At 65.3% G+C, this 20245-nt stretch carries 18 protein-coding genes and 1 tRNA gene; 4 read left to right on the top strand and 15 right to left on the bottom strand.

Translation table 11 applies throughout. The features are described 5' to 3' along the window. Positions 1 to 15: 15 nt before the first annotated feature. The 8 genes from AC1RDS_RS03815 to AC1RDS_RS03780 form a co-directional block, all read right to left on the bottom strand. Positions 16 to 288: an HU family DNA-binding protein gene (locus tag AC1RDS_RS03815; RefSeq protein WP_024815362.1), complete on the bottom strand. Its 273-nt coding sequence runs from the start codon at positions 286 to 288 to the stop codon at positions 16 to 18. 304 nt (positions 289 to 592) lie between these two features. Further along, positions 593 to 1678 carry a tartrate dehydrogenase gene (locus AC1RDS_RS03810; protein ID WP_092697941.1) on the bottom strand — a complete coding sequence of 362 codons (1086 nt, stop codon included), beginning with the start codon at positions 1676 to 1678 and terminating at the stop codon, positions 593 to 595. 68 nt (positions 1679 to 1746) lie between these two features. Further along, a complete protein-coding gene (pgsA, locus tag AC1RDS_RS03805; RefSeq protein ID WP_092697942.1) occupies positions 1747 to 2313 on the bottom strand; it encodes a CDP-diacylglycerol--glycerol-3-phosphate 3-phosphatidyltransferase in 567 nt (188 codons plus the stop codon). Positions 2314 to 2346: 33 nt separating this feature from the next. Then, on the bottom strand, positions 2347 to 4344 hold the full coding sequence (gene uvrC, locus AC1RDS_RS03800) for an excinuclease ABC subunit UvrC (protein ID WP_092697943.1): 1998 nt from the start codon (positions 4342 to 4344) through the stop codon (positions 2347 to 2349). A gap of 109 nt (positions 4345 to 4453) precedes the next feature. Further along, the gene (locus AC1RDS_RS03795) at positions 4454 to 5434 is read right to left on the bottom strand and encodes a Bug family tripartite tricarboxylate transporter substrate binding protein (RefSeq protein WP_092697944.1); all 981 of its coding nucleotides are present in this window, start codon (positions 5432 to 5434) and stop codon (positions 4454 to 4456) included. Between the two features lie 73 nt (positions 5435 to 5507). Continuing rightward, the gene (locus AC1RDS_RS03790) at positions 5508 to 6488 is read right to left on the bottom strand and encodes a Bug family tripartite tricarboxylate transporter substrate binding protein (protein WP_092697945.1); all 981 of its coding nucleotides are present in this window, start codon (positions 6486 to 6488) and stop codon (positions 5508 to 5510) included. Positions 6489 to 6533: 45 nt separating this feature from the next. Continuing rightward, positions 6534 to 7514, bottom strand: coding sequence for a hydroxymethylglutaryl-CoA lyase (locus AC1RDS_RS03785; protein ID WP_026436898.1), 981 nt, complete (start codon positions 7512 to 7514; stop codon positions 6534 to 6536). Next, entirely contained in the window at positions 7511 to 8731 is a 1221-nt protein-coding gene (locus tag AC1RDS_RS03780; RefSeq protein WP_026436897.1) for a CaiB/BaiF CoA transferase family protein, read from the bottom strand. The genes AC1RDS_RS03785 and AC1RDS_RS03780 overlap by 4 nt, the downstream gene beginning before the upstream one ends. A 138-nt stretch (positions 8732 to 8869) precedes the next feature. On the opposite strand from AC1RDS_RS03780, the gene AC1RDS_RS03775 reads away from it, so the two are divergent. The 3 genes from AC1RDS_RS03775 (at position 8870) to efp (ending at position 11609) form a co-directional block, all read left to right on the top strand. Continuing rightward, positions 8870 to 9775, top strand: a complete 906-nt coding sequence (locus AC1RDS_RS03775) for a LysR family transcriptional regulator (RefSeq protein ID WP_026436896.1) — start codon at positions 8870 to 8872, stop codon at positions 9773 to 9775. After that, positions 9772 to 10905, top strand: coding sequence for an elongation factor P maturation arginine rhamnosyltransferase EarP (gene earP, locus AC1RDS_RS03770; protein ID WP_092697946.1), 1134 nt, complete (start codon positions 9772 to 9774; stop codon positions 10903 to 10905). The genes AC1RDS_RS03775 and earP overlap by 4 nt, the downstream gene beginning before the upstream one ends. Positions 10906 to 11054: 149 nt before the next feature. After that, positions 11055 to 11609, top strand: coding sequence for an elongation factor P (gene efp, locus AC1RDS_RS03765; RefSeq protein ID WP_026436894.1), 555 nt, complete (start codon positions 11055 to 11057; stop codon positions 11607 to 11609). Positions 11610 to 11739: 130 nt separating this feature from the next. Here efp and rimO read toward each other — a convergent pair whose 3' ends face one another. The 5 genes from rimO to AC1RDS_RS03740 all read right to left on the bottom strand — a co-directional run bounded on the left by rimO (position 11740) and on the right by AC1RDS_RS03740 (position 17426). Then, complete coding sequence (rimO, locus tag AC1RDS_RS03760; protein WP_092697947.1) at positions 11740 to 13131, bottom strand: 30S ribosomal protein S12 methylthiotransferase RimO; 1392 nt, start codon at positions 13129 to 13131, stop codon at positions 11740 to 11742. A gap of 61 nt (positions 13132 to 13192) precedes the next feature. Further along, positions 13193 to 13756: a polyhydroxyalkanoate synthesis repressor PhaR gene (gene phaR, locus AC1RDS_RS03755; protein ID WP_208859709.1), complete on the bottom strand. Its 564-nt coding sequence runs from the start codon at positions 13754 to 13756 to the stop codon at positions 13193 to 13195. A gap of 252 nt (positions 13757 to 14008) precedes the next feature. Next, positions 14009 to 14085 (bottom strand) — tRNA-Val (locus AC1RDS_RS03750). A 108-nt stretch (positions 14086 to 14193) separates the two neighbouring features. Further along, positions 14194 to 16407 (bottom strand): RelA/SpoT family protein, encoded by a 2214-nt coding sequence (locus tag AC1RDS_RS03745; RefSeq protein WP_092697948.1) that lies wholly within the window; start codon positions 16405 to 16407, stop codon positions 14194 to 14196. Then, a complete protein-coding gene (locus tag AC1RDS_RS03740) occupies positions 16404 to 17426 on the bottom strand; it encodes an alpha/beta fold hydrolase (protein ID WP_092697949.1) in 1023 nt (340 codons plus the stop codon). The genes AC1RDS_RS03745 and AC1RDS_RS03740 overlap by 4 nt, the downstream gene beginning before the upstream one ends. 69 nt (positions 17427 to 17495) lie before the next feature. Here AC1RDS_RS03740 and AC1RDS_RS03735 point away from each other — a divergent pair, with 69 nt between their 5' ends. After that, positions 17496 to 18278, top strand: coding sequence for a 3-hydroxybutyrate dehydrogenase (locus AC1RDS_RS03735; RefSeq protein WP_092697950.1), 783 nt, complete (start codon positions 17496 to 17498; stop codon positions 18276 to 18278). Positions 18279 to 18358: 80 nt separating this feature from the next. Here the strand turns inward: AC1RDS_RS03735 and AC1RDS_RS03730 are convergent, their stop codons facing one another. Together AC1RDS_RS03730 and AC1RDS_RS03725 are read right to left on the bottom strand one after the other, a co-directional pair. Further along, the gene (locus AC1RDS_RS03730) at positions 18359 to 19252 is read right to left on the bottom strand and encodes an AraC family transcriptional regulator (protein WP_092697951.1); all 894 of its coding nucleotides are present in this window, start codon (positions 19250 to 19252) and stop codon (positions 18359 to 18361) included. Positions 19253 to 19446: 194 nt separating this feature from the next. Beyond that, positions 19447 to 20160 (bottom strand): SIMPL domain-containing protein, encoded by a 714-nt coding sequence (locus AC1RDS_RS03725; protein ID WP_092697952.1) that lies wholly within the window; start codon positions 20158 to 20160, stop codon positions 19447 to 19449. Positions 20161 to 20245: the final 85 nt, after the last annotated feature.

The raw sequence follows: 20245 nt of genomic DNA, 5'->3' as shown, positions 1-20245 counted from the left end.
CAACCTAACTGGCCATCAATTCAAGGCGTCTTTCAATGCCTTGCCTGGACGAAACTTTGGAACTTTAGCAGCTTTGATTTTAATCGCAGCGCCGGTACGGGGATTGCGACCCGTGCGGGCTGCACGCTTGCCCACTGCAAAGGTACCGAAACCGACGAGCGAAACAGTGCCGCCCTTCTTCAGGGTCTTCTTGACGGCCTCAATCGTGGATTCCAGGGCACGCGCAGCTGCGGCCTTGGAGATGTCGGCGTTGGTAGCGATGTGCTCAATCAGTTCGGTTTTGTTCACAAGAAGCCTCTCGGAAAAGAGTTGATGGAATGTCTCGCGGATATCTGGTCTTCACACGTCCGAAAGCACAGCCCCGGGGGACTGGACGGGATCAGACGGGGGAATGACTGGCGTATGCAGCAGGCGCTGCTGCATCAGATTAAAGCCATCGAGTTTCCGGGTGTCAATACAACGCGCTGATTTGCAGCAGCGTTGCTTTGAATTCTAGTCGTATTTCACGGTACGACGGGGCTTGCAGGGCGGTTTTGTCTCAAAGCCGCCGCATGGGCAACATTCCTGATTGACACCACACTGATGTTGCGGGTTACAAGGCAGACGCAATGGCGCGCCCCACATCCTGGGTACTGGCTTTGCCGCCCAGGTCCGGTGTGCGCGGGCCGCCGCCCTGGGGAGCCAGCACGGCCTCGATGGCAGCCAGCACGGCGTCGTGCGCGGCACGGTAACCGAGAAAATCGAGCATCATCGCGCCGCACCAGATCTGGCCGATGGGGTTGGCAATGCCCTGCCCCGCAATGTCGGGCGCCGAGCCATGCACGGGCTCGAACAGCGAGGGCATGGTGCGGGTGGGGTTCAGGTTGGCGCTGGGTGCGATGCCGATGGTGCCGGTGCAGGCCGGGCCCAGATCCGAAAGGATGTCGCCAAACAGGTTGCTGGCCACCACCACATCAAAGAAGTCAGGGCGCTGCACGAAGTGGGCCGTGAGGATGTCGATGTGGAATTTGTCCACCTTCACATCCGGGTAGGCCTTGGCCATCTCGGCCACACGCTCGTCCCAGTAGGGCATGGTGATGGCGATGCCGTTGGACTTGGTGGCGCTGGTCAGGTGCTTGTTGGGGCGCGACTGGGCCAGGTCGAAGGCGAACTTCAGTACGCGGTCCACGCCGTGGCGGGACATCACCGTCTCCTGCATCACGATCTCGCGCGGGGTGCCTTCGTACATGCGGCCACCGATGCTGGAGTATTCGCCTTCGGTGTTCTCGCGCACGATCAGCATGTCGATCTCGCCGGGCAGGCGCGGGCTGCCATCGCGGCGCACCACGGGCGCGATCACGCCGGGCATGAGGCGCGCGGGGCGCAGGTTGATGTACTGGTCGAACTCGCGGCGAAACAGCAGCAGCGAACCCCAGAGCGAGACATGGTCGGCAATCTTCTCGGGCCAGCCCACGGCGCCAAAGTAGATCGCCTCATGGCCGCCGATCTGCTCCTTCCAGTTGTCGGGCAGCATCTTGCCGTGCTTCTCGTAGTAGTCCCAGCTCGAGAAGTCGAAATGGTCGAAGTGCAGGTCGATGCCGAACTTGCGCGCTGCCGCGTCCAGCACGCGCAGACCCTCGGGCATGACCTCTTTGCCAATGCCGTCACCAGCAACGACTGCAATGCGATGCTTCGCCATTCAAATGCTCCTGAAAGTATAGCAACCAGCGCTTATCCATCAAGCGCCTGCGACCAAAAAATCTGGAATTACTTGACACGGGCCCGGATTTCCGGGAGCGCCTTCTGCAGGTAATACACCATGGACCAGACCGTGAGCACGGCAGAAATCCAGATCAGCCAGGTGCCCCACACCCCGGTGTCGATCACGCCGAACAGGCGCCCGTCATACAACAGGAAAGGGATGGCCGTCATCTGCACCGTGGTCTTGAGCTTGCCGATCATGTGCACGGCCACGCTCTTGCTGGCACCGATCTGCGCCATCCACTCGCGCAGGGCCGAAATCGCGATCTCTCGGCCGATGATGATGAGCGCCACGAACACATCGGCGCGCTGCAGGTGCACCAGCACCAAGAGCGATGCGCACACCAGGAACTTGTCGGCCACCGGGTCCAGAAAAGCGCCAAAAGACGAGGTCTGGTTGAGCTTGCGCGCCAGAAAGCCGTCGAGCCAGTCGGTGGCGGCAAACACCACGAACATCACGGTGGCGATGAGATTGCGCGTGGACGGGTCGAGCGGCGCGTAGAACACCCCCACAATCAAAGGTATCGCGACGATGCGCGTCCAGGTCATGATGGTGGGAATGGTGAAAAACATGGACGTGATTGTGTCACGCTGGCTTGGTGGATATCAGCGCAGTGCGCGATAGATCTCTTCGGCCAGTTCGCGCGAAATGCCGTCCACCGTCACCAGGTCTTCGACGCTGGCCGCCGCCACGCCCCGCACACCGCCAAAGCGCTGCAGCAGCCGCGCGCGCTTCTTGGGTCCCACGCCGGCAATTTCTTCGAGCTGCCCGCCGCCCACGCGCACCTTGGCGCGCGCCGCGCGCATGCCGGTGATGGCAAAGCGGTGGGCCTCGTCGCGGATCTGCGCCACCAGCATCAGCGCGGCCGAATCCTTGCCCAGATAGACTTTTTCGCGCCCATCGGCAAACACCAGCTCTTCCAGGCCCACCTTGCGGCCCTCGCCTTTTTCCACGCCCACGATGCGCGTGAGGTCCAGCCCCAGCGCGGTGAACACCTCGCGCGCCACCGCCACCTGGCCTTTGCCGCCGTCGAGCAGCACCAGATCGGGCAGGCGCGCCTGGCCGCTGGGTCGGGCAGCCTCTTCTGCCCCCGGCGCAGGGTTGGCGGCATAGTCGATGCCTCCCGCTTCGCGCGCGGCTTCGGCCACCTTGCTATAGCGGCGCGTGAGCACCTGCCGCATGGCAGCGTAGTCGTCGCCGCCGGTGATGCCCTCGATCTTGTAGCGGCGGTATTCGCTGCTCTGCATCTTGTGGTGGTGAAACACCACGCAAGATGCCTGCGTGGATTCGCCCGCCGTGTGCGAGATGTCGAAACACTCGATGGTGAGCTGGTCCAGATCTTCCGGCGGCAAATCCAGTGCCTCGGCCAGGGCCCGCGTGCGAGCCTGCTGCGAGCCCTCCTCGGCCAGCAGGCGGGCCAGCTGCAGGTCGGCGTTCTTTTGCGCCATGTCCAGCCAGGCGCGGCGCTGTTCGCGCGGCTGGTGGATGGCGCTCACGCGCAGGCCGCTTTGCTCGGTCAGCGCCGCCAGCAGGGCCTTGTCCACCGGCACGCTGGTCACCAGCAGCGGGGGCACGGGCACACCGATGTAGTGCTGGGCGATAAAGGCCTGCAGCACCAGCACCTCCACGGGCGGCACGGGCCGGGCGGCTGCAGGTGCCGCCTCGTCGCCTTCCTGCGCAAAAACCCCGGCCGCGTCTTCCACATGCACAGGAAAGTACGGCCGGTCGCCCAGATGGCGCCCGCCGCGCACCATGGCCAGGTTCACGCAGGCGCGGCCACCCTGCACGCGCACGGCCAGGATGTCCACATCCTTGTCATCCACCGTTTCAATGGATTGCTGGTGCAGCACGCGCGACAGCGCCTGGATCTGGTTGCGCACCTCGGCGGCCTGCTCGAATTCGAGCTTGTCGGAATGCGCCATCATGCGCGCCTCCAGCGCCTGCAGCAGCGCCTGGGTCTCGCCGCGCAGCAGCGCCTCGGCGTGCTGCACGTCGGCCGCATAGGCCTCGGGCGAAATCAGGTTGACGCAGGGCCCGGTGCAACGCTTGATCTGGTACAGCAGGCAGGGCCGCGTGCGGTTGGCAAACACCGTGTCTTCGCAGGTGCGCAGCCGGAACACCTTTTGCAGCAGCTGGATGGTTTCCTTGACCGCCCAGGCGCTGGGGTACGGGCCGAAGTAGCGGTGCTTTTTATCGACCGCGCCCCGGTAGTAGGCCATGCGCGGAAACACCTGACCCGGTGCGTCGCTGCGGCTGCCCGATCCGGGTACGCCGGTGATCTTGAGGTAGGGATAGCTCTTGTCGTCGCGGAACAGGATGTTGAACTTGGGGTTCAGCGTCTTGATGAGGTTGTTTTCCAGCAGCAGCGCCTCGGCCTCGGAGCGCACCACCGTGGTCTCCATGCGCACGATCTTGCTGACCATGTGGCCGATGCGCGTGCCGCCATGGTTCTTCTGGAAGTAGCTGGAGACGCGCCGCTTGAGGTTGAGCGCCTTGCCCACGTAGAGCAGCGCATCCTGCGCGTCGAAATAGCGGTAGACACCCGGCAGCGCCGGCAGCGCAGCCACCTGCGCCAGGAGTTCTTCGGAATGCACATCAGACATGGCGCGTATTGTGGCCGCGCGCCAGGCCCCTTGAGAAACCACCACCCGAACGCTACTATTTACATAGCTACCAGTGCAATAAAACATGAGCCAGCAGCCTATTGGAGCATTATTCTGCTTCGATCTTGGCGCTCTTCACCACGCTGGCCCAGCTGGCCAGATCGGTCTTGACCTTCTCGCCCAGCTGCGCGGGGCTTTGGTAGTCGGCCGTCGCGCCCTGCTCCTGCGCCTTTTGCTTGAAGGCAGCGCTCTGCACCACGGTACGGATGTCGGCGGTGAGCTTGTCCACCACCGGTTTGGGCACACCAGCCGGCGCAAACAGCGCAAACCACGACGTGGCGTTCACACCGGGGTAGCCCGCCTCGGCCGTGGTGGGCGCATCGGGCAGGCTGGGCAGGCGCTCCTTGCCGGTCACGGCCAGGACGCGCAGCTTGCCGCTGGCGATATGGGGCATGAAAGGCGGCGCGGTGCCAAATGTCAGGTCGACCTGGCCGCCCAGCAGGTCCTGCAGCGCGGGGCCCGTGCCTTTGTAGGGCACATGGACCATCTTGATGCCGCCCTGCTGCTCCAGCATGGCACCGGTCACATGCTGCAGCGAACCGTTGCCCGAAGAGGCGTAGTTGAGCTTGCCCGGGTTGGCCTTGGCGTAGGCCATCAGCTCAGGCAAGGACTTCACCGGCAGGTCATTGCGCACCACGATGATCTGCGGCGCCGAAATCACGTTGGCAACCGGCTGAAAGTCGCTCTGCGCCCACTGGGCCACCTTGGTCAGGTGGGGCGAGATCACGTGGTAGCCCGAGTACTGCATGAACAGCGTGTAACCATCGGCCTCGGCGCGCTTGACGATGCTGGCCGCAATGTTGCCATTGCCACCGCCCTTGTTGTCCACCACCACCGACTGACCCAGCACCGGGCCGAGCGCCTGCGCCACCATGCGCGCCGACAGGTCGGTGGTGCCGCCAGCAGCGGTGGGCACCACCATGGTCACGGGTTTGGTGGGGTAGGCGCCTTGCGCCCAGGCGGCACTGCCCAGGCCCAGGGCCAGCGCGGCGATGGCCAGGGTGGTGAATGGCTGGCGATGGGTTTTCATGCGATGTCTCCGTTTTCACTGTGGTTGAATATTGTCCGGCGGGGCGAGGGCCCGGGTGCCACCGCCCACTTGCTCAATCTACCGTGGCCCCGGTGTCCTTGACGACCCGGCTCCACTTGGGCAGGTCGGCCTGCACCAGCGCGCCCAACTGTGCGGCCGTTCCCTTGAAGGGTTCGCAGCCCACGGCGGCCAGTTTCTCGACCACGTCCTTGTGCTCCAGTGCACGGGCCACTTCGGCCTGCAGCATTGCCACGATGGACGCGGGTGTGCCGGCCGGGGCAAACAGCGCGTACCAGGGCGCCTGGCCAAAGCCCTTGAGGGTTTCGCCAATAGTGGGCGCGTCGGGCAAGGCAGCCACACGCTTCTCGTTGACCACACCCAGCACCTTGAGCTTGCCCGCCTTGATGAAGGCAATGGCCGAGGGCAGGCTTTGCACCGACAGAGGCACCTGCCCGCCCACCACATCGGTAGCGGCCGCCGCCGAGCCCTTGTAGGGAATGTGCTGCAGCTGGATGCCTGCGGCCTTTTGCAGCATCTCGCCGATCAGGTGGTTCAGCGTACCGTTGCCCGCCGAAGCGATCGAATACTTGCCGGGGCTGGCCTTGGCCAGCGCAACCATCTCCGCCACGGTGTTGGCGGGAAAGGAGGGGTGCGCCACCAGCACATAGCCTGCCGTGGCCACGGGCGCCACGGGCGTGAAGTCCTTCACCGGATCAAAGCCGGGGTTCTTGTACAGCGCGGGGCCAATGACGTGGGCGCTGTCGGCGGTGAGCATCAGCGTGTAGCCATCGTTGCGCGCGCGGGCCGTGGCGGCGGTGGCCAAGGTGCCGCCCGCGCCGGGGCGGTTGTCCACGATCACGCTCTGGCCCAGCTGCTCGGTGAGTTTTTGCGCCACCACGCGGGCGATGGCATCGTTGGCGCCGCCAGCGGCCTGGGGCACCACCACGGTGATGGGTTTGGACGGGTACTTGTCCTGCGCGCCCACTGCCAAGGCAGCAGAGCACAGCACGGCCGCAGTGAAAAGGCGGCGAGACAACGTGGTTTGGAATGTCATGGTTTTTGTCTCCTGGGGTTATGGGGAATGCAGGCCCGTCAGTATTCAACGGGAAAGCGCCCTTTCGCGAATCGCTTCGAAATCCGCGGGCACCGGGTGCAGCGCCAGGCGCGGCCCCGCCTTGGCGATCTGGCTGGGAATGTCGTGACCGATGAGCGCGGGCAGGCGCTGCGCGGCGCCAATGAGCTGCGCCAGATCCACACCCGTGTCATAGCCCATGAGCTGCAGCGCATGCACGATCTCCTCGCTGCACGCATTGCCGCTGGCACCCGGCGCATAGGGGCAGCCGCCCAGCCCGCCCAGCGAGGCATCGAACCGGTCGGCGCCCGCGTCGACGGCTGCCAGCACATTGGCCAGGCCCATGCCGCGCGTATTGTGGAAATGCAGCGTGAAATCCACGCCCGGCCAGCGCGCACGGGCAGCGGCCGTGAGCTGGTGCACCTGCGTGGGGTAAGCCATGCCCGTGGTATCGCACAGCGTGACGCCGCGCACGCCCAGATCGGCAAAACGCTGCACCCAGCCCAGCACCTCGGCCGGTGCCACATCGCCCTCCATGGGGCAGCCGAACACGCAGGACAGCGAGACATTCACCGCCACGCCCGCCGACTGTGCCATGGCCACCACCTGCGCCAGCGCAGCAAACGACTGGGCCTGGGTCATGCGCAGGTTGGCCAGGTTGTGCGTGGCACTCACCGACATCACGAGGTTGAGCTCATCGGTGCGCGCCTCGATGGCGCGCTCGGCACCGCGCAGATTGGGCACCAGCGCGGTGTAGACGGTGCCGGGGCGACGCGTGATCTCGCGCATGACGATCTCGGCATCTTTCAGCGCCGGGATGGCTGCGGGCGAGGTGAACGAGGTGACCTCGATCTTGGACAGGCCCGCATTCGACAGCGCATTCACCAGCGCGATCTTGTCCTCGGTGGGCACAAAGGCCTGCTCCATCTGCAGGCCGTCGCGCGTGCCCACTTCCTGGATGTGGATGCGGCGGCCCGCGCCCTCCCACACGGTGTTGGATGCACTCATTGAATCACTCCCTTGCTGCGCAGCAGCGCAATCTGTTCGAGCGTCAGGCCCGCCTCTGCCAGCACGGCATCGGTGTCGTCGCCCAGGTGCGGCGCACTGCTGCGGATGGTGCCGGGCGTGGCCGAGAGCTTGGGCACGATACCGGGCACCTCCACCGTGTAGCCATCGCGCGTGGTCTGCGAGAGCAGCATGTCGCGGGCGCGGTAGTGCGGGTCTTCGGCGATGTCCTTGGCGGTGTAGACCTTGCCGGCGGGCACGCGGGCAGCGCCCAGGGCATCCAGCACCTGCTGCACTGTGCGCTGCGCGCTCCACGCTTGAATAGCGGCGTCGAGCTCCTGTACGCGGGCCACGCGGCCCGCGTTGTCGGCCAGGTCTGGCGCGGCGGCCAGATCGGGACGGCCAATGGTATCCATCAGCCGCTTGAAGATGCTGTCGCCGTTGCCCGCCACCAGCACCCAGCCGTCCTGGCAGGGGTAGGCGTTGGACGGGGCGATGCCCGGCAGCGCGCTGCCTGCTGCCTCGCGCACGGCGCCAAAGGCGCTGTATTCGGGGATCAGGCTTTCCATTACGTTGAACACGGCCTCGTGCAGCGCCACGTCGATCACCTGGCCCTGGCCGCCGTTGACCTTGCGGTGGTACAGCGCCATAAGCACGCCGATGGTGCCGTGCAGCGCCGCCAGCGTGTCGCCAATCGACACGCCCACGCGCACCGGCACGCGGCCGGGCTCGCCGGTGAGGTGGCGCAACCCGCCCATGGCCTCACCAATCACGCCAAAGCCCGGCAGGTCGCGGTAGGGGCCGGTCTGGCCATAGCCCGAGATGCGCAGCATCACCAGGCCGGGGTTGAGCGCCTGCAGCTCCTGCGGCGACATGCCCCAGCCTTCCAGCGTGCCGGGGCGGAAGTTCTCGATCAGCACATCGGCCTCGGCAATCAGCTGGCGGGCAATATCCTGGCCCTCCTTCTGGCGCAGGTCCAGCGCCACCGAGCGCTTGTTGCGCGACTGCACCTGCCACCAGACCGAAGTGCCGTCCTTGATGAGGCGCCAGTTGCGCAGCGGGTCACCGGTCTCGGGGGCTTCGATCTTGATCACATCGGCGCCAAACTCGCCCAGCGTCTTGCCGCAAAACGGCCCGGCGATGAGCTGGCCCATTTCGACCACGCGCACGCCAGCGAGGGCGGCAGGGCTGAGGTCCTGAAGTGATTGCGGCGAATTCATGCAGTGTCATCTCCGCAGGCATGCAGCCTGTGTGGGTCTGGCCCGCATCATGCGCAGGCCCGCGCCAGCCGTAAAACGCTGATGCACGAAGCTGCCATCGCAAACCGGCATGGCGACAAGGTACGATCAACGCACCCCATGAAACTCGACCCCGTCTCCCTGCGCCTGTTCGTTGCCGTGATGGAAGAAAACACCATCGCCGCCGCCGCCGCGCGCGAACACCTGGCAGCATCGGCCGTGAGCCGACGCCTGGCCGACCTGGAGGCCGCACTGCAGGTGGCACTGTTCACCCGCAGCAACCGCGGCACCGAGCCCACCGCGGCGGCGTTTACCCTGCTGAACCTGGCGCGCGGCGTGCTCAACGACCTCGATGGCATTGCCAGCCAGATGCGCGAATACGGCAGTGGCGTGCGCGGCCATGTGCGCGTGGTGGCCAACATCTCGGCCATCACGCAGTTCCTGCCGGGCGAGCTGCAGAGCTTTCTGGCGCTGCACCCACAGGTCGATGTGCGCCTGCAGGAACAGATCAGCACGGCGATTGCGCAGTCGGTGGCCGAGAACGCCGCCGATGTGGGCATCCTCAACCATGGCAACTATGGCGAGCGCATCACGCTGCTGCCCTACCGCAGCGACGAACTGGTGCTGATCGTGCCCACGGGCCACCTGCTGGCCCGGCGCAAGGCGGTGCGCCTGGCCGAAGCCCTGCCCTTTGCCTTTGTCGGCATGCACCCGGGCAGCGCCGTCAACAACCAGCTCATGCGCGCCGCCGCCGAGGTGGACCTGCCCCTGCGGCTGCGCATCCAGGTCACCAGCTACGACGCGCTGTGCCTGATGGTGGCCGCCGGCCTGGGCATTGGCGTGATGCCGCGCGGCAGCGCCTCGCTCTACCGCGGCACGCTGGCCATCCGGGCCATCACGCTGAACGAACCCTGGGCGCAGCGGCGGCTGATGCTGTGCGTGCGCGCCGAAGAATCCCTCTCCAGCGTCGCGCGGCTGCTGGTGGACCACCTGCGCAATCCGCCACAAGCGGCCGCCACGCCATGACCGCGCCCTTCGCCCCCCTGCAATGGGATGTTTTCTGCCGTGTGATCGACAACTTTGGCGACATCGGCGTGTGCTGGCGCCTGGCCACGCAACTGGCAGGTCAAGGCCAGCGGGTGCGCCTGTGGGTGGACGACGCCTCGGCCCTGCAATGGATGGCGCCCCACGGCTGCCCGGGCGTACAGGTGCGCGCCTGGGACGCGCTCGTGCCGGCCGCCCACGAGGCCCCGCCCGACGTGATGCTGGAAGCTTTCGGTTGCGAGGTTGCTCCTGAATTCATAGCTTACAGCGTACAACAGGTAATCACCAGGGGTCAAAAACCTGTCTGGATCAACCTCGAATACCTGTCGGCAGAGGCATACGTGGAGCGCAACCACCGGCTGCCCTCCCCCCTGCTCACCGGCCCCGCCGCCGGCTGGACCCGCTGGTTTTTCTATCCCGGCTTCACCCCCGCCACCGGCGGCCTGCTGCGCGAGCCCGATCTGATGGCCCGGCGCGAGGCGTTCGACCGCAGCGACTGGCGCGCCGCGCACGCAGCGGCCTTTGGCCTCGGCGATATCGGGGCGGGGCAGCGCTGGGTGTCGCTGTTCTGCTACGAGCCCGCCGCCCTGCCCGCTCTGCTGGGGCAATGCCAAGCGCAGCCCACGCAGTTGCTGGTCACCCCCGGCCGCCCCACGGCGGCTGTGCAGGCAGCCTTGACAGAAGATAGGGGCGAAATCGCCCCCAAGCGCTTATCAGACAAGCGCGAGCAGCTAACTGTTTCATACCTTCCGCACCGCCCGCAGGCGGCATTCGACGAGATGCTCTGGGCCTGCGACTTCAACGCCGTGCGCGGCGAGGATTCGCTGGTGCGGGCGCTGTGGGCCGGGCAGGCGCTGGTCTGGCACATCTACCCGCAGCACGACAACGCCCACCACGACAAGCTGTGGGCCTTTCTCGACTGGCTGCAGGCCCCCGCATCGCTGCGGCAATTCCACGCCACCTGGAACGGGCTGGACAACGCACCGCTGCAATGGCCCGACGACAACACCCTGTCGGAGTGGACCGCCTGCATTGCCGCCGCCCGCGCACGCCTTCTGACGCAGGACAATCTGGTGGCACAACTTTTGGGCTTTGTCGCCGAAAAACGGTAAAATTCAAGGCTTTGCGCAAAACGGGTGCGGCACATCGGTGCAAGCCCCGAGCGCATTCCCGCCGCGGAACATGCATTGGCACGGCGCGCCTTCAGCCCCTGAAGGTCACCCGCCCCTGCGTTGAGCGGCCCCAACCCAAGCAACCTGCTATGAAAATCGCTCAAGAAATCCGCGCCGGCAACGTCATCATGCACGGCAAGGACCCCATGGTCGTCCTCAAGACCGAATACGCCCGCGGCGGCCGCGGCGCCGCCACCGTGCGCATGAAGCTCAAGAGCCTCATCGCCAACTTCGGCACAGAAATCGTGTTCAAGGCCGACGACAAGATCGACAACGTCATCCTCGACAAAAAGGAGTGCACCTACTCCTACTTCGCCGATCCGTTGTATGTGTGCATGGACGCCGACTACAACCAGTACGAAGTCGAAGCCGAAAATATGGGCGATGCCCTGAACTACCTCGAAGATGGCATGGCCCTGGAAGTGGTGTTCTACGACGGCAAGGCCATCTCGGTCGAGCTGCCCACCAGCGTAGAGCGCGAAATCACCTGGACCGAACCCGCCGTCAAGGGCGACACCTCCGGCAAGGTTCTCAAGCCCGCCAAGATCGCCACCGGCTTCGAAGTGCCCGTGCCGCTGTTCGTCAGCCAGGGCGACAAGATCGAAATCGACACCCGCACCGGCGAATACCGCAAGCGCGTCTGAGGCTTGCGCCTCCGCCCAACAAAAAGGCTTCCCGAGGGAAGCCTTTTTTACTGGTCATATTTGGTTCTAGCGTTTGATGGAAAATCGCCAGCAACCATTCAAACCATAGCAACCGCAGCGACCAACAGGATCACACCGGCACGGCCACCAGGTCATGCCCCTGCGTGCCCACGATGCGCGCACGCGTGAATTCACCCACCTTGAGCTGCTTGCTGATCTTCTCCGGTGGCAGCAGATGCACCACGCCATCAATCTCGGGTGCGTCGGCATAGCTGCGGCCCCGGCCGCCCTTCTTGCCCAAAGCGGGGGCATGGTCCACCAGCACCTGCATGGTGGCGCCCACGCGGCGCTGCAGCTTGGCAATCGACACCTCTTCGGCCACGGCCATGAAGCGGGCGCGGCGCTCTTCGCGCACTTCCAGGGGCAGCATGCCGGGCAGCTCGTTGGCGGCAGCGCCATTCACGTCGCTGTAGGCAAAGCAGCCTGCACGGTCGATCTGCGCCTCGCGCACGAAGTCGAGCAGGTGCTGGAACTCTTCTTCCGTCTCGCCCGGAAAGCCCGCGATGAAGGTGCTGCGGATGACCAGCTCGGGACAGGCCTCGCGCCAGCGCTGGATACGCTCGAGGTTGCGCTCGCCGCTGGCAGGGCGCTTCATGCGCTTCAAGACATCGGGGTGGCTGTGCTGGAACGGCACGTCCAGGTACGGCAGCACCTTGCCCGTGGCCATGAGCGGGATGATCTCGTCCACGCTGGGGTACGGGTACACATAGTGCAAACGCACCCAGGCGCCATAGGGCTCGGCGATCTCGCCCAGCGTCTGCACCAGCTCCAGCATGCGCGTCTTGACAGGCTTGCCATCCCAGAAACCGGTGCGGTATTTCACGTCCACGCCATAGGCCGACGTGTCCTGGCTGATCACCAGCAACTCCTTCACGCCGCCTTCGAACAGCGCCTTGGCCTCGCTGAGCACATCCCCCACCGGACGCGACACCAGGTCGCCGCGCATCGACGGGATGATGCAGAAGGTGCAGCGGTGGTTGCAGCCCTCGCTGATCTTCAGATACGCATAGTGCCTGGGCGTGAGCTTGATGCCTGCCACGCCGAAACTGCCCGGCACCAGGTCCAGAAATGGATCGTGCGGCTTGGGCAGGTTCAGGTGCACGGCATCCATCACCTCCTGCGTGGCGTGCGGGCCGGTGACGGCGAGCACGCTGGGGTGCATCTCGCGCACCATGTTGCCGCCACCCTCGCCCGCGCGCGCGCCCAGGCAACCGGTGACGATGACCTTGCCGTTATCGGCCAGCGCCTCACCGATGGTGTCCAGGCTTTCCTTGACGGCATCGTCAATGAAGCCGCAGGTGTTGACGATGACGAGATCGGCACCGTCGAAGGTTTTGGAGGTTTCGTAACCCTCGGCGCTCAGTTGCGTCAGGATCAGTTCGGAATCGGTCAGCGCCTTGGGGCAGCCGAGGCTGACGAATCCGACCTTGGGGATTTTTTGGGGGGAGAGTGCTTCGCTCATATCCCTGTATTGTCCCAGTTCCAGCACCGGGCAGGTTGGCAAGGGCTGATCCAACCCTTTTTCAGCGCTTCAAACCAAAGGCGCCGAGCATCTGCTCGGTCTGCTTTTGCATCTGCTCCTGCATCTGGGTCAGCATGGACTGCGACTGCTCGACATAGTTGCCCATCATGCCCTTGAGCATGGGCGACTGCAGGCTCATGAACTGCGCCCACATCTCTGGCGTCACACTTTGGGACTGCTCGGCCAGCTTGGCCTGCACCTCGGTGAAGGCCTGCACATTCTTCTCCAGATAGGCGCCCATGAAGCCCTGCATCGCGTGGCCGTAGAAGCGGATGATGTTGGCCAGCACCGCCTCGGTGAACATGGGCGCGCCGCCCGCTTCCTCCTCCAGAATGATCTGCAGCAGAATGCTGCGCGTGAGGTCTTCGCCCGTCTTGGCATCGCGCACCACCACGTTCTGGTGCTCCATGACAAGCTGGCGCACTTCGGCCAGGGTGATGTAGGTGGAGGTATCCGTGTCGTACAGGCGGCGATTGGGGTATTTCTTGATCACGCGCTGCGCTATCTTGGCGGCGGGGGCGCTTTTCTTGTCGGGCACTACGGACTCCTCGGGCCTGCGGCCCATTTATTGCAGTGCAACAGATTCTAGAGAGTGAGGAGCACTGTGCCGGCGAAGGATTACCCTGATGGTCCCGCGCGACCCAAGCCGCGAATGCCGCCCCTACGGCGCCACTAGCGCACGCGGTACGCTCCACCCCTGGGATGATTGCAATGTGCAAGATGGCGAGGCAGCGCCCCAACTACTTCAATCCACAGCAACACCAACAAAAAAGCCTTCCAGACCGTTGATCTGGAAGGCTTTGTACCAATGGTGAGTTGGTAGGCGCGATTGGACTCGAACCAACGACCCCCACCATGTCAAGGTGGTGCTCTAACCAGCTGAGCTACGCGCCTGTCGTTGTTTAGACAGCGATTATAGCCATAAAAATCAGCCGGTTTGGCTGGCTCTTCAACAAATCATGGGCAGAGCATCACCATCATTCGCGGATACCGGCACGCAACTCAGCGCCGCCGTGCAGCGCGCACCCCTGCAACGCTGGCCACAATGCCCAGCACCTTGTTCAGCCGCCCGGAATCGGCAACCTCCACAGTGAAGGTCATCCAGGCCGTGCCCTTGACCGACTGGGTCTGCACGCCGATGACATTGGTCTTTTCCCGGGCAAACACTTCGGAGATGTCGCGCAACAAGCCCTGGCGATCGGTCGCTTCCACCGCCACATCCACGGGATACACCGCAGCACCTGCAGCGGATTTGGGCTTGCCCCATTCGACTTCAATCACCCGCTCGCTGTTGCGCGCCGCCATCTCCCGGAAATTGCTGCAGTCTGCCCGGTGCACGCTCACGCCCTTGCCCCGAGTGACAAAGCCGCGGATATCGTCGGGTGGCGCAGGCTTGCAGCACTTGGCCAGCTGGGTCATGAGGGAGTCGATCCCCACCACCAGCACGCCACCCTTGGGGGCGGCATCGTTGGTGCGGGTCTTTTTCAGCAGCAGGTAATCGTCGGGCTGCAGTACCGGCTCTGGCGGGCGCAAAAGGGTTTCGATGCTGCGCAGTGAAAACTCGTCCTTGCCCACCACCTCGAACAGCGCGTCGGCCGACTTGAACCCCAGCTGCACCGCCAGGTCGTCCAGCTTCATGGCCGTCTTGCCTTCGCGCTGCAGCAGCTTCTCCACCGCCTCGCGCCCCCGGGCCACCGTTTCGTGGGTTGCCTGGGCATTGAACCAGGCACGCACCTTGGCCTTGGCCCGGTTGCTGGTGAGGTAGCCCAGCTCGGCATTGAGCCAGTCGCGCGAGGGGCGGCCTTCCTTGACGGTGGTGATTTCCACGGTCTGACCATTCTGCAGCGGCGTATTGAGCGGCACCATGGCGCCGTCCACCTTGGCGCCGCGGCACCGATGGCCGAGGCTCGTGTGCACGGCATAGGCAAAGTCCACGGGTGTGGCGCCCTGGGGCAACTCGACCACGGCGGCTTCGGGGGTCAGCACGTAGATGCGGTCGTCAAACAGGCCCCGGTTTTGCGCCGTTCCGACAAGGTCGCGCTCCCAGGCCAGCAACTGGCGCAGCACCGCGATCTTGGCGTCGTATTCGCCGCTGGCCGACACGCCTGCATAGCCCTTGCTGCCCGCCTCCTTGTAGGCCCAGTGCGCCGCCACGCCGTGCTCGGCGTGGTCGTGCATGGCCTGGGTGCGGATCTGGATCTCGATCGGTTTGCCGGCAGCGTCGCGCACGATGGTGTGCAGCGACTGGTAGCCATTGGGCTTGGGGCGCGCGATGTAGTCGTCGAACTCTTCCACGATGGGCGTGAACTGCTCGTGCACCCAGCTCAGGGCGGCATAGCAGTCCTTGACCGATGGCACCACCACGCGCAGCGCACGGATGTCCAGCACCTGGTCGAAATTGAGCGACTTGCCGCGCATCTTCTTGACGATGCTGTAGATGTGCTTGGGCCGCCCCTGCACGCTGGCACTGATGCTGCGCGCGCGCAGGTCGGACTCCAGCCGCGTGCGCAGCTGTTCCATGTAGACCTCGCGCTCCCCGCGCTTTTCGTCCAACAGGCGGGCTACTTCCTTGTAGGTGTCGGGTTCCAGGAAACGGAACGACAGGTCCTCAAGCTCCCATTTCACCTGCCAGATGCCCAGCCGGTTGGCCAGCGGGGCAAACACCTGCAACGATTCGCGCGCCAGGCTGGGCGACACGGGGCGCTTGCTGGCGGCATGGAACCGCAGTGTCTGCAGTCGGGACGCCAGGCGCAGCATGACCACGCGCAGATCGCGCGAAAACGCCAGCAGCATCTTGCGCACGTTCTCGGTCTGCACCGCCGGGTCGTCCAGCTGCTGGGCCCCCCGCGCCTGGCGCTGCACACGCATGAGCTTGGTGGTTTCCACTGCCAGGGCCGCAAAGTTGTCGCCAAAGGCCTTGGCGATCACCTCCTGGGGCTTGTTCAGGTGTCCGCAGGCATACACCAGGTAGCTGGCCGCCTGCATGGCCTCCGATCCGCCAATGACCTTGAGGATGGCGGCCACGGCGTCCGCATGGGCCAGTGTGTTTTCACCGGAATCGAGCGTCTCGCCCGCCATGAGGGGCTCGGCAAAGGCGCGCGCCCGCGCCAGGGCATTGACCTGCTCGGGCAATATGTGGGCCGTTGCAGCAATGAGCTGTGGCAAGGTGTCGGCGGTGGCTGCCTGCACAGCGGCGGCAGGAGGGTGCGTTTTCATGCGGCCACCGCCGCTTCCGGTGCCAGCAAAAAGTCGGTGACGGCCGTCACCTGGTCTTGCGCCATCAAGGTGGGTGCGTGCCCCACGCCCTCGAACTCCACCAGCCGCGCCTTCGGCCCGCGCCGCGCCATGGCCTGGGCGGTTTCTGGCGCCAGCAGGTCGGACTGCGCGCCGCGCAGCAGCAACGTGCGCGCCTGGATGCGGTCATACAGCTGCCACAGCTGCCGTGCCCCGGCGGCAGAGGCCTCGGGCGTCATGGTTCCAAAGGACTGCGCAATGGCGGGGTCGTAATGCAGCGCCAGGCCGCCGGCCGGCAAGGCCCGCACCATGGGCCGCGACAGCTCCAGCCACTGCGCAGCGGTGTGCGGGCCAAAACTCGACGAAATCGCCCACATGGCATCGGCTGCCTGCTGCAGCGAATCAAAGCGGACGGGAGCCCCCAGATACTGGCCGATGCGCTGCAAGGCATCCCATTCGATGGCGGGGCCGACATCATTGAGCACCAGCCGGCGTACCGGCACGGTCAGCGGCCACAGGCTCCCCACACCGGTGGCGGGTTGGTCGGCAGAGGTGGACTCATCGGCCACGCCCAGCCCCGGCTGGCCGCACAGGGCCATGCCGATCAGGCCGCCCATGCTGGTGCCCACCCAGTCCAGCGTCTGCACCGGGGCCTGCCGCTGCAGGTGGCCCAGCAAGGCCAGCATGTCGGCGGCGTACTGGGGAATCTGGTAGCCAGCGGGATCTTCCAGCCAGTCGCTCTGGCCGCGGCCGACCACGTCTGGGCAAATGACCCGTGCATGGCGGCTGAGCGCGCGCGCCAGGGTGTCGAAATCCCGCCCCTGGCGCGTGAGGCCATGCACGCACACCACCACATGCGGATGGGCCGGGTTTCCGGTGCTGTTCCACTCCCAGTACGCCATGCGATGCTGCGCTTGCGGGCTGGCCAGCGCACGCCCATGGGGGCCCGCCTCGGAGGCAGCGCCAGGGCACAGTACGTAGTTCAGCGTAGGTTCAATCATGGGTGCGGGATCTGGCGACAGCGTTCGATAATTGCTGCGTTGCATCGTAATTCATTCGGAGAGACTCCCATGCTCAAAGGCAAAACCGCACTCGTTACCGGCTCCACCAGTGGCATCGGCCTGGGCATCGCCAAAGCCCTGGCGCGCCAGGGCGCCAACATCGTGCTCAATGGTTTTGGCGACGTGGACGGCCCGCGTGCCGAGGTGCTGGCGGCCGGTCAGGCGGCAGGTGCCCAGGTGGCCTACCACGGCGCCGACATGAGTCGCGCAGCCGACATCGAAGACATGATGAAGTACAGCGCCGCACAGTTCGGGCGCGTGGACATCCTCGTGAACAACGCCGGCATCCAGCATGTGGCAAGCATCCAGGATTTTCCGGTGGAGCGCTGGGACGCCATCATCGCCATCAACCTGACCAGCGCCTTTCATACCTCCCGCCTGGCCCTGCCCGCCATGCAGGCGGCCAACTGGGGCCGCATCATCAACGTGGCCTCGGTGCACGGGCTGGTGGGCTCGGCGCAAAAGTCGGCCTATGTGGCGGCCAAGCATGGCATCGTGGGCCTGACCAAGGTGACGGCACTCGAAAACGCCGCTTCAGGCATCACCTGCAACGCCATCTGCCCCGGCTGGGTGCTGACGCCGCTGGTGCAAAAGCAGGTGGACGCCAAGGCCGCAGAACGCGGCATCTCGAACGAAGAAGCCAAGCGGCTGCTGCTGGGCGAAAAAGAGCCGTCCATGCAGTTCACCACACCCGATGAGCTGGGCGAGCTGGCCGTGTTCTTCTGCTCCCCCGCCGCCAACAACGTGCGCGGCGTGGCCTGGAACATGGACGGCGGCTGGGCAGCGCAGTAAGCCATGGCCCTGGGGCGCAGCGCCCCGCCTTGCTGCAGTTCTGCCGGATTTCAAAGACTGCGCAAGGCCAATCCCATCCCTCATGCTGCCGCACGCGCCCAGCCCTTGGCGGCCTGCGTGTCGCGCACGGGTGGCAGGCCGAACAGCCGGCCGTACTCGCGTGTGAACTGGGAAACGCTCTCATAGCCCACGGCAAAAGCCGCGCTGCTGGCACTGGCCACCTCGGACAGCATCAACCGCCGAGCCTCGATCAGACGCAGCTGCTTCTGGAACTGCAGCGGCGAAAGCGATGTGACCGCCCTGAAATGCTGATGAAAGGACGACGCGCTCATGCCTGCCAGCGCAGCCAGGCTCTCCACCGGCAGGGGCTGCGCAAAGTCGGCACGCAGCACCGCCACCGCACGCGCCACCCGCTGGGCATGGCTGCCGGGCCAGCCCAGGCGGCGGATGGCAGCACCGTGCCGACCGGCCAGCAACCAGTAATGCAGCTCGCGCACCAGCGAGGCGTGCAGCAGCGGCACAGCCTGGGGGCGCTCCAGCAGGCGCATGAGGCGCAGGGCCACATCGGCCACCTCGGCATCGGTGGGGTCCACGCGCACGGGAGCGTGCTCACCCCCGGGTACCGCCCCCATCTGGGCCGACAGGTCGGCAATAACCGGCAGGCTCAACTCCAACGCAATCGATAGATACGGAGCCGCCGCACTGGCGCGGGTGATCTGGCTCACCGTGGGCACATCGGCCGTGATCAGCAAGGACTCGCCCGCCGCGACCCCGAAGGTCTGCGGCCCCATGGCCACCTGCTTGCTGCCCTGCAGCACCAGGCAGATGCGGGGGTGGGCGATCGCGTGCAGCAGCCCACTGGGCTCGGTAGCGCGCACCGCGCTCAGTCCGGGGATGGGGGTCTGCACCACCCTGCCCTGGTGGGCATGGGCTTCGGCATAGCGGCTTACGGCCTGGAACAAGGGGTTTGTCATACTGCCGAGCGTACCGGCTTGCAGGCCGCCTGGCACTGACTTTGGAGAATCAGGCAAAGAATGAAAGGGTTTCGACAATCTGCTCAAGCCATGGGCCGGGCACTGGCGGACGTTATCCACGGAAGTTCGCCATGACCCCCTGCACCCACCCGCCATCATCTTGGTCGCCGGCGGCGACATACACGTGTTGGCGCTCAGCGCATCTGCACGGAGCCAGAGACAGTCACCACCACCTGCGCCTTGCCCGCCTCCACCGGTACCGCCGCATCCGACAACGGCGCAGCCTTGGCCTCCATCGCCACCATGCGTGGGCGGGGTCCGGGCGACATCTCATTGCTGTTCACCGCCACCTCGCGCAGGCTGTAGCCGGCAAAGCCGAAGCCCTTGGCCAGTTCAGCCGCACGGGCCTTGAACTGCTCGATGGCCTGGGTCTGCGCCTCGGCTTCAACTTTGGCACGGACCTCGCGCGAGAGCGCAAAAGCGACCTGGCTGATGGGCATCGATGGAATCCTGCCCGCCGTGGCGGTGATGCGCGCGAAGTCACGCCCCTCCAGCACCAGCTCGGCCCGGCCCTGCCAGCCACTGATCTTGCCGTCCTTGGCGTAGCGCGGGTACAGGCCAAAAGGGCCGGTGCGCACGTCCAGCTGCCCCGTCTGCGCATTGCGCTTGGCTTCGGCCAGTGCCGCATCGAGCGCCTGCTTGAGCTGTTCCTGCACGCCAGCGGCATCCGGGCCGTCCTTGCTGGCCGAGAGGGTGAGCACCAGCAGATCCTGCTGCACCTCCACCGTGCCAGACGCCGACAACTGCACCACATTGCGCGGTTCGGTGGTCTGCGAGTTTTGAGAAAAAACAGCTCCAGCGCTTATCATCAAAGCGCTAGCAGCTATCAAACGAATAGCATTCTTCATACCAGAACCCTTCTTTCAATCTACGTACAGCGCCACACCGGACCGCACACGCCCCCACAGTAACCGCTGCGAAGGCACCCTTGGT

This window comes from Acidovorax sp. GW823-FHT02H02, from assembly GCF_058797075.1.
Note: the sequence above shows the minus strand (reverse complement) of the source record. Positions and strands in the feature narration are given on the sequence as shown.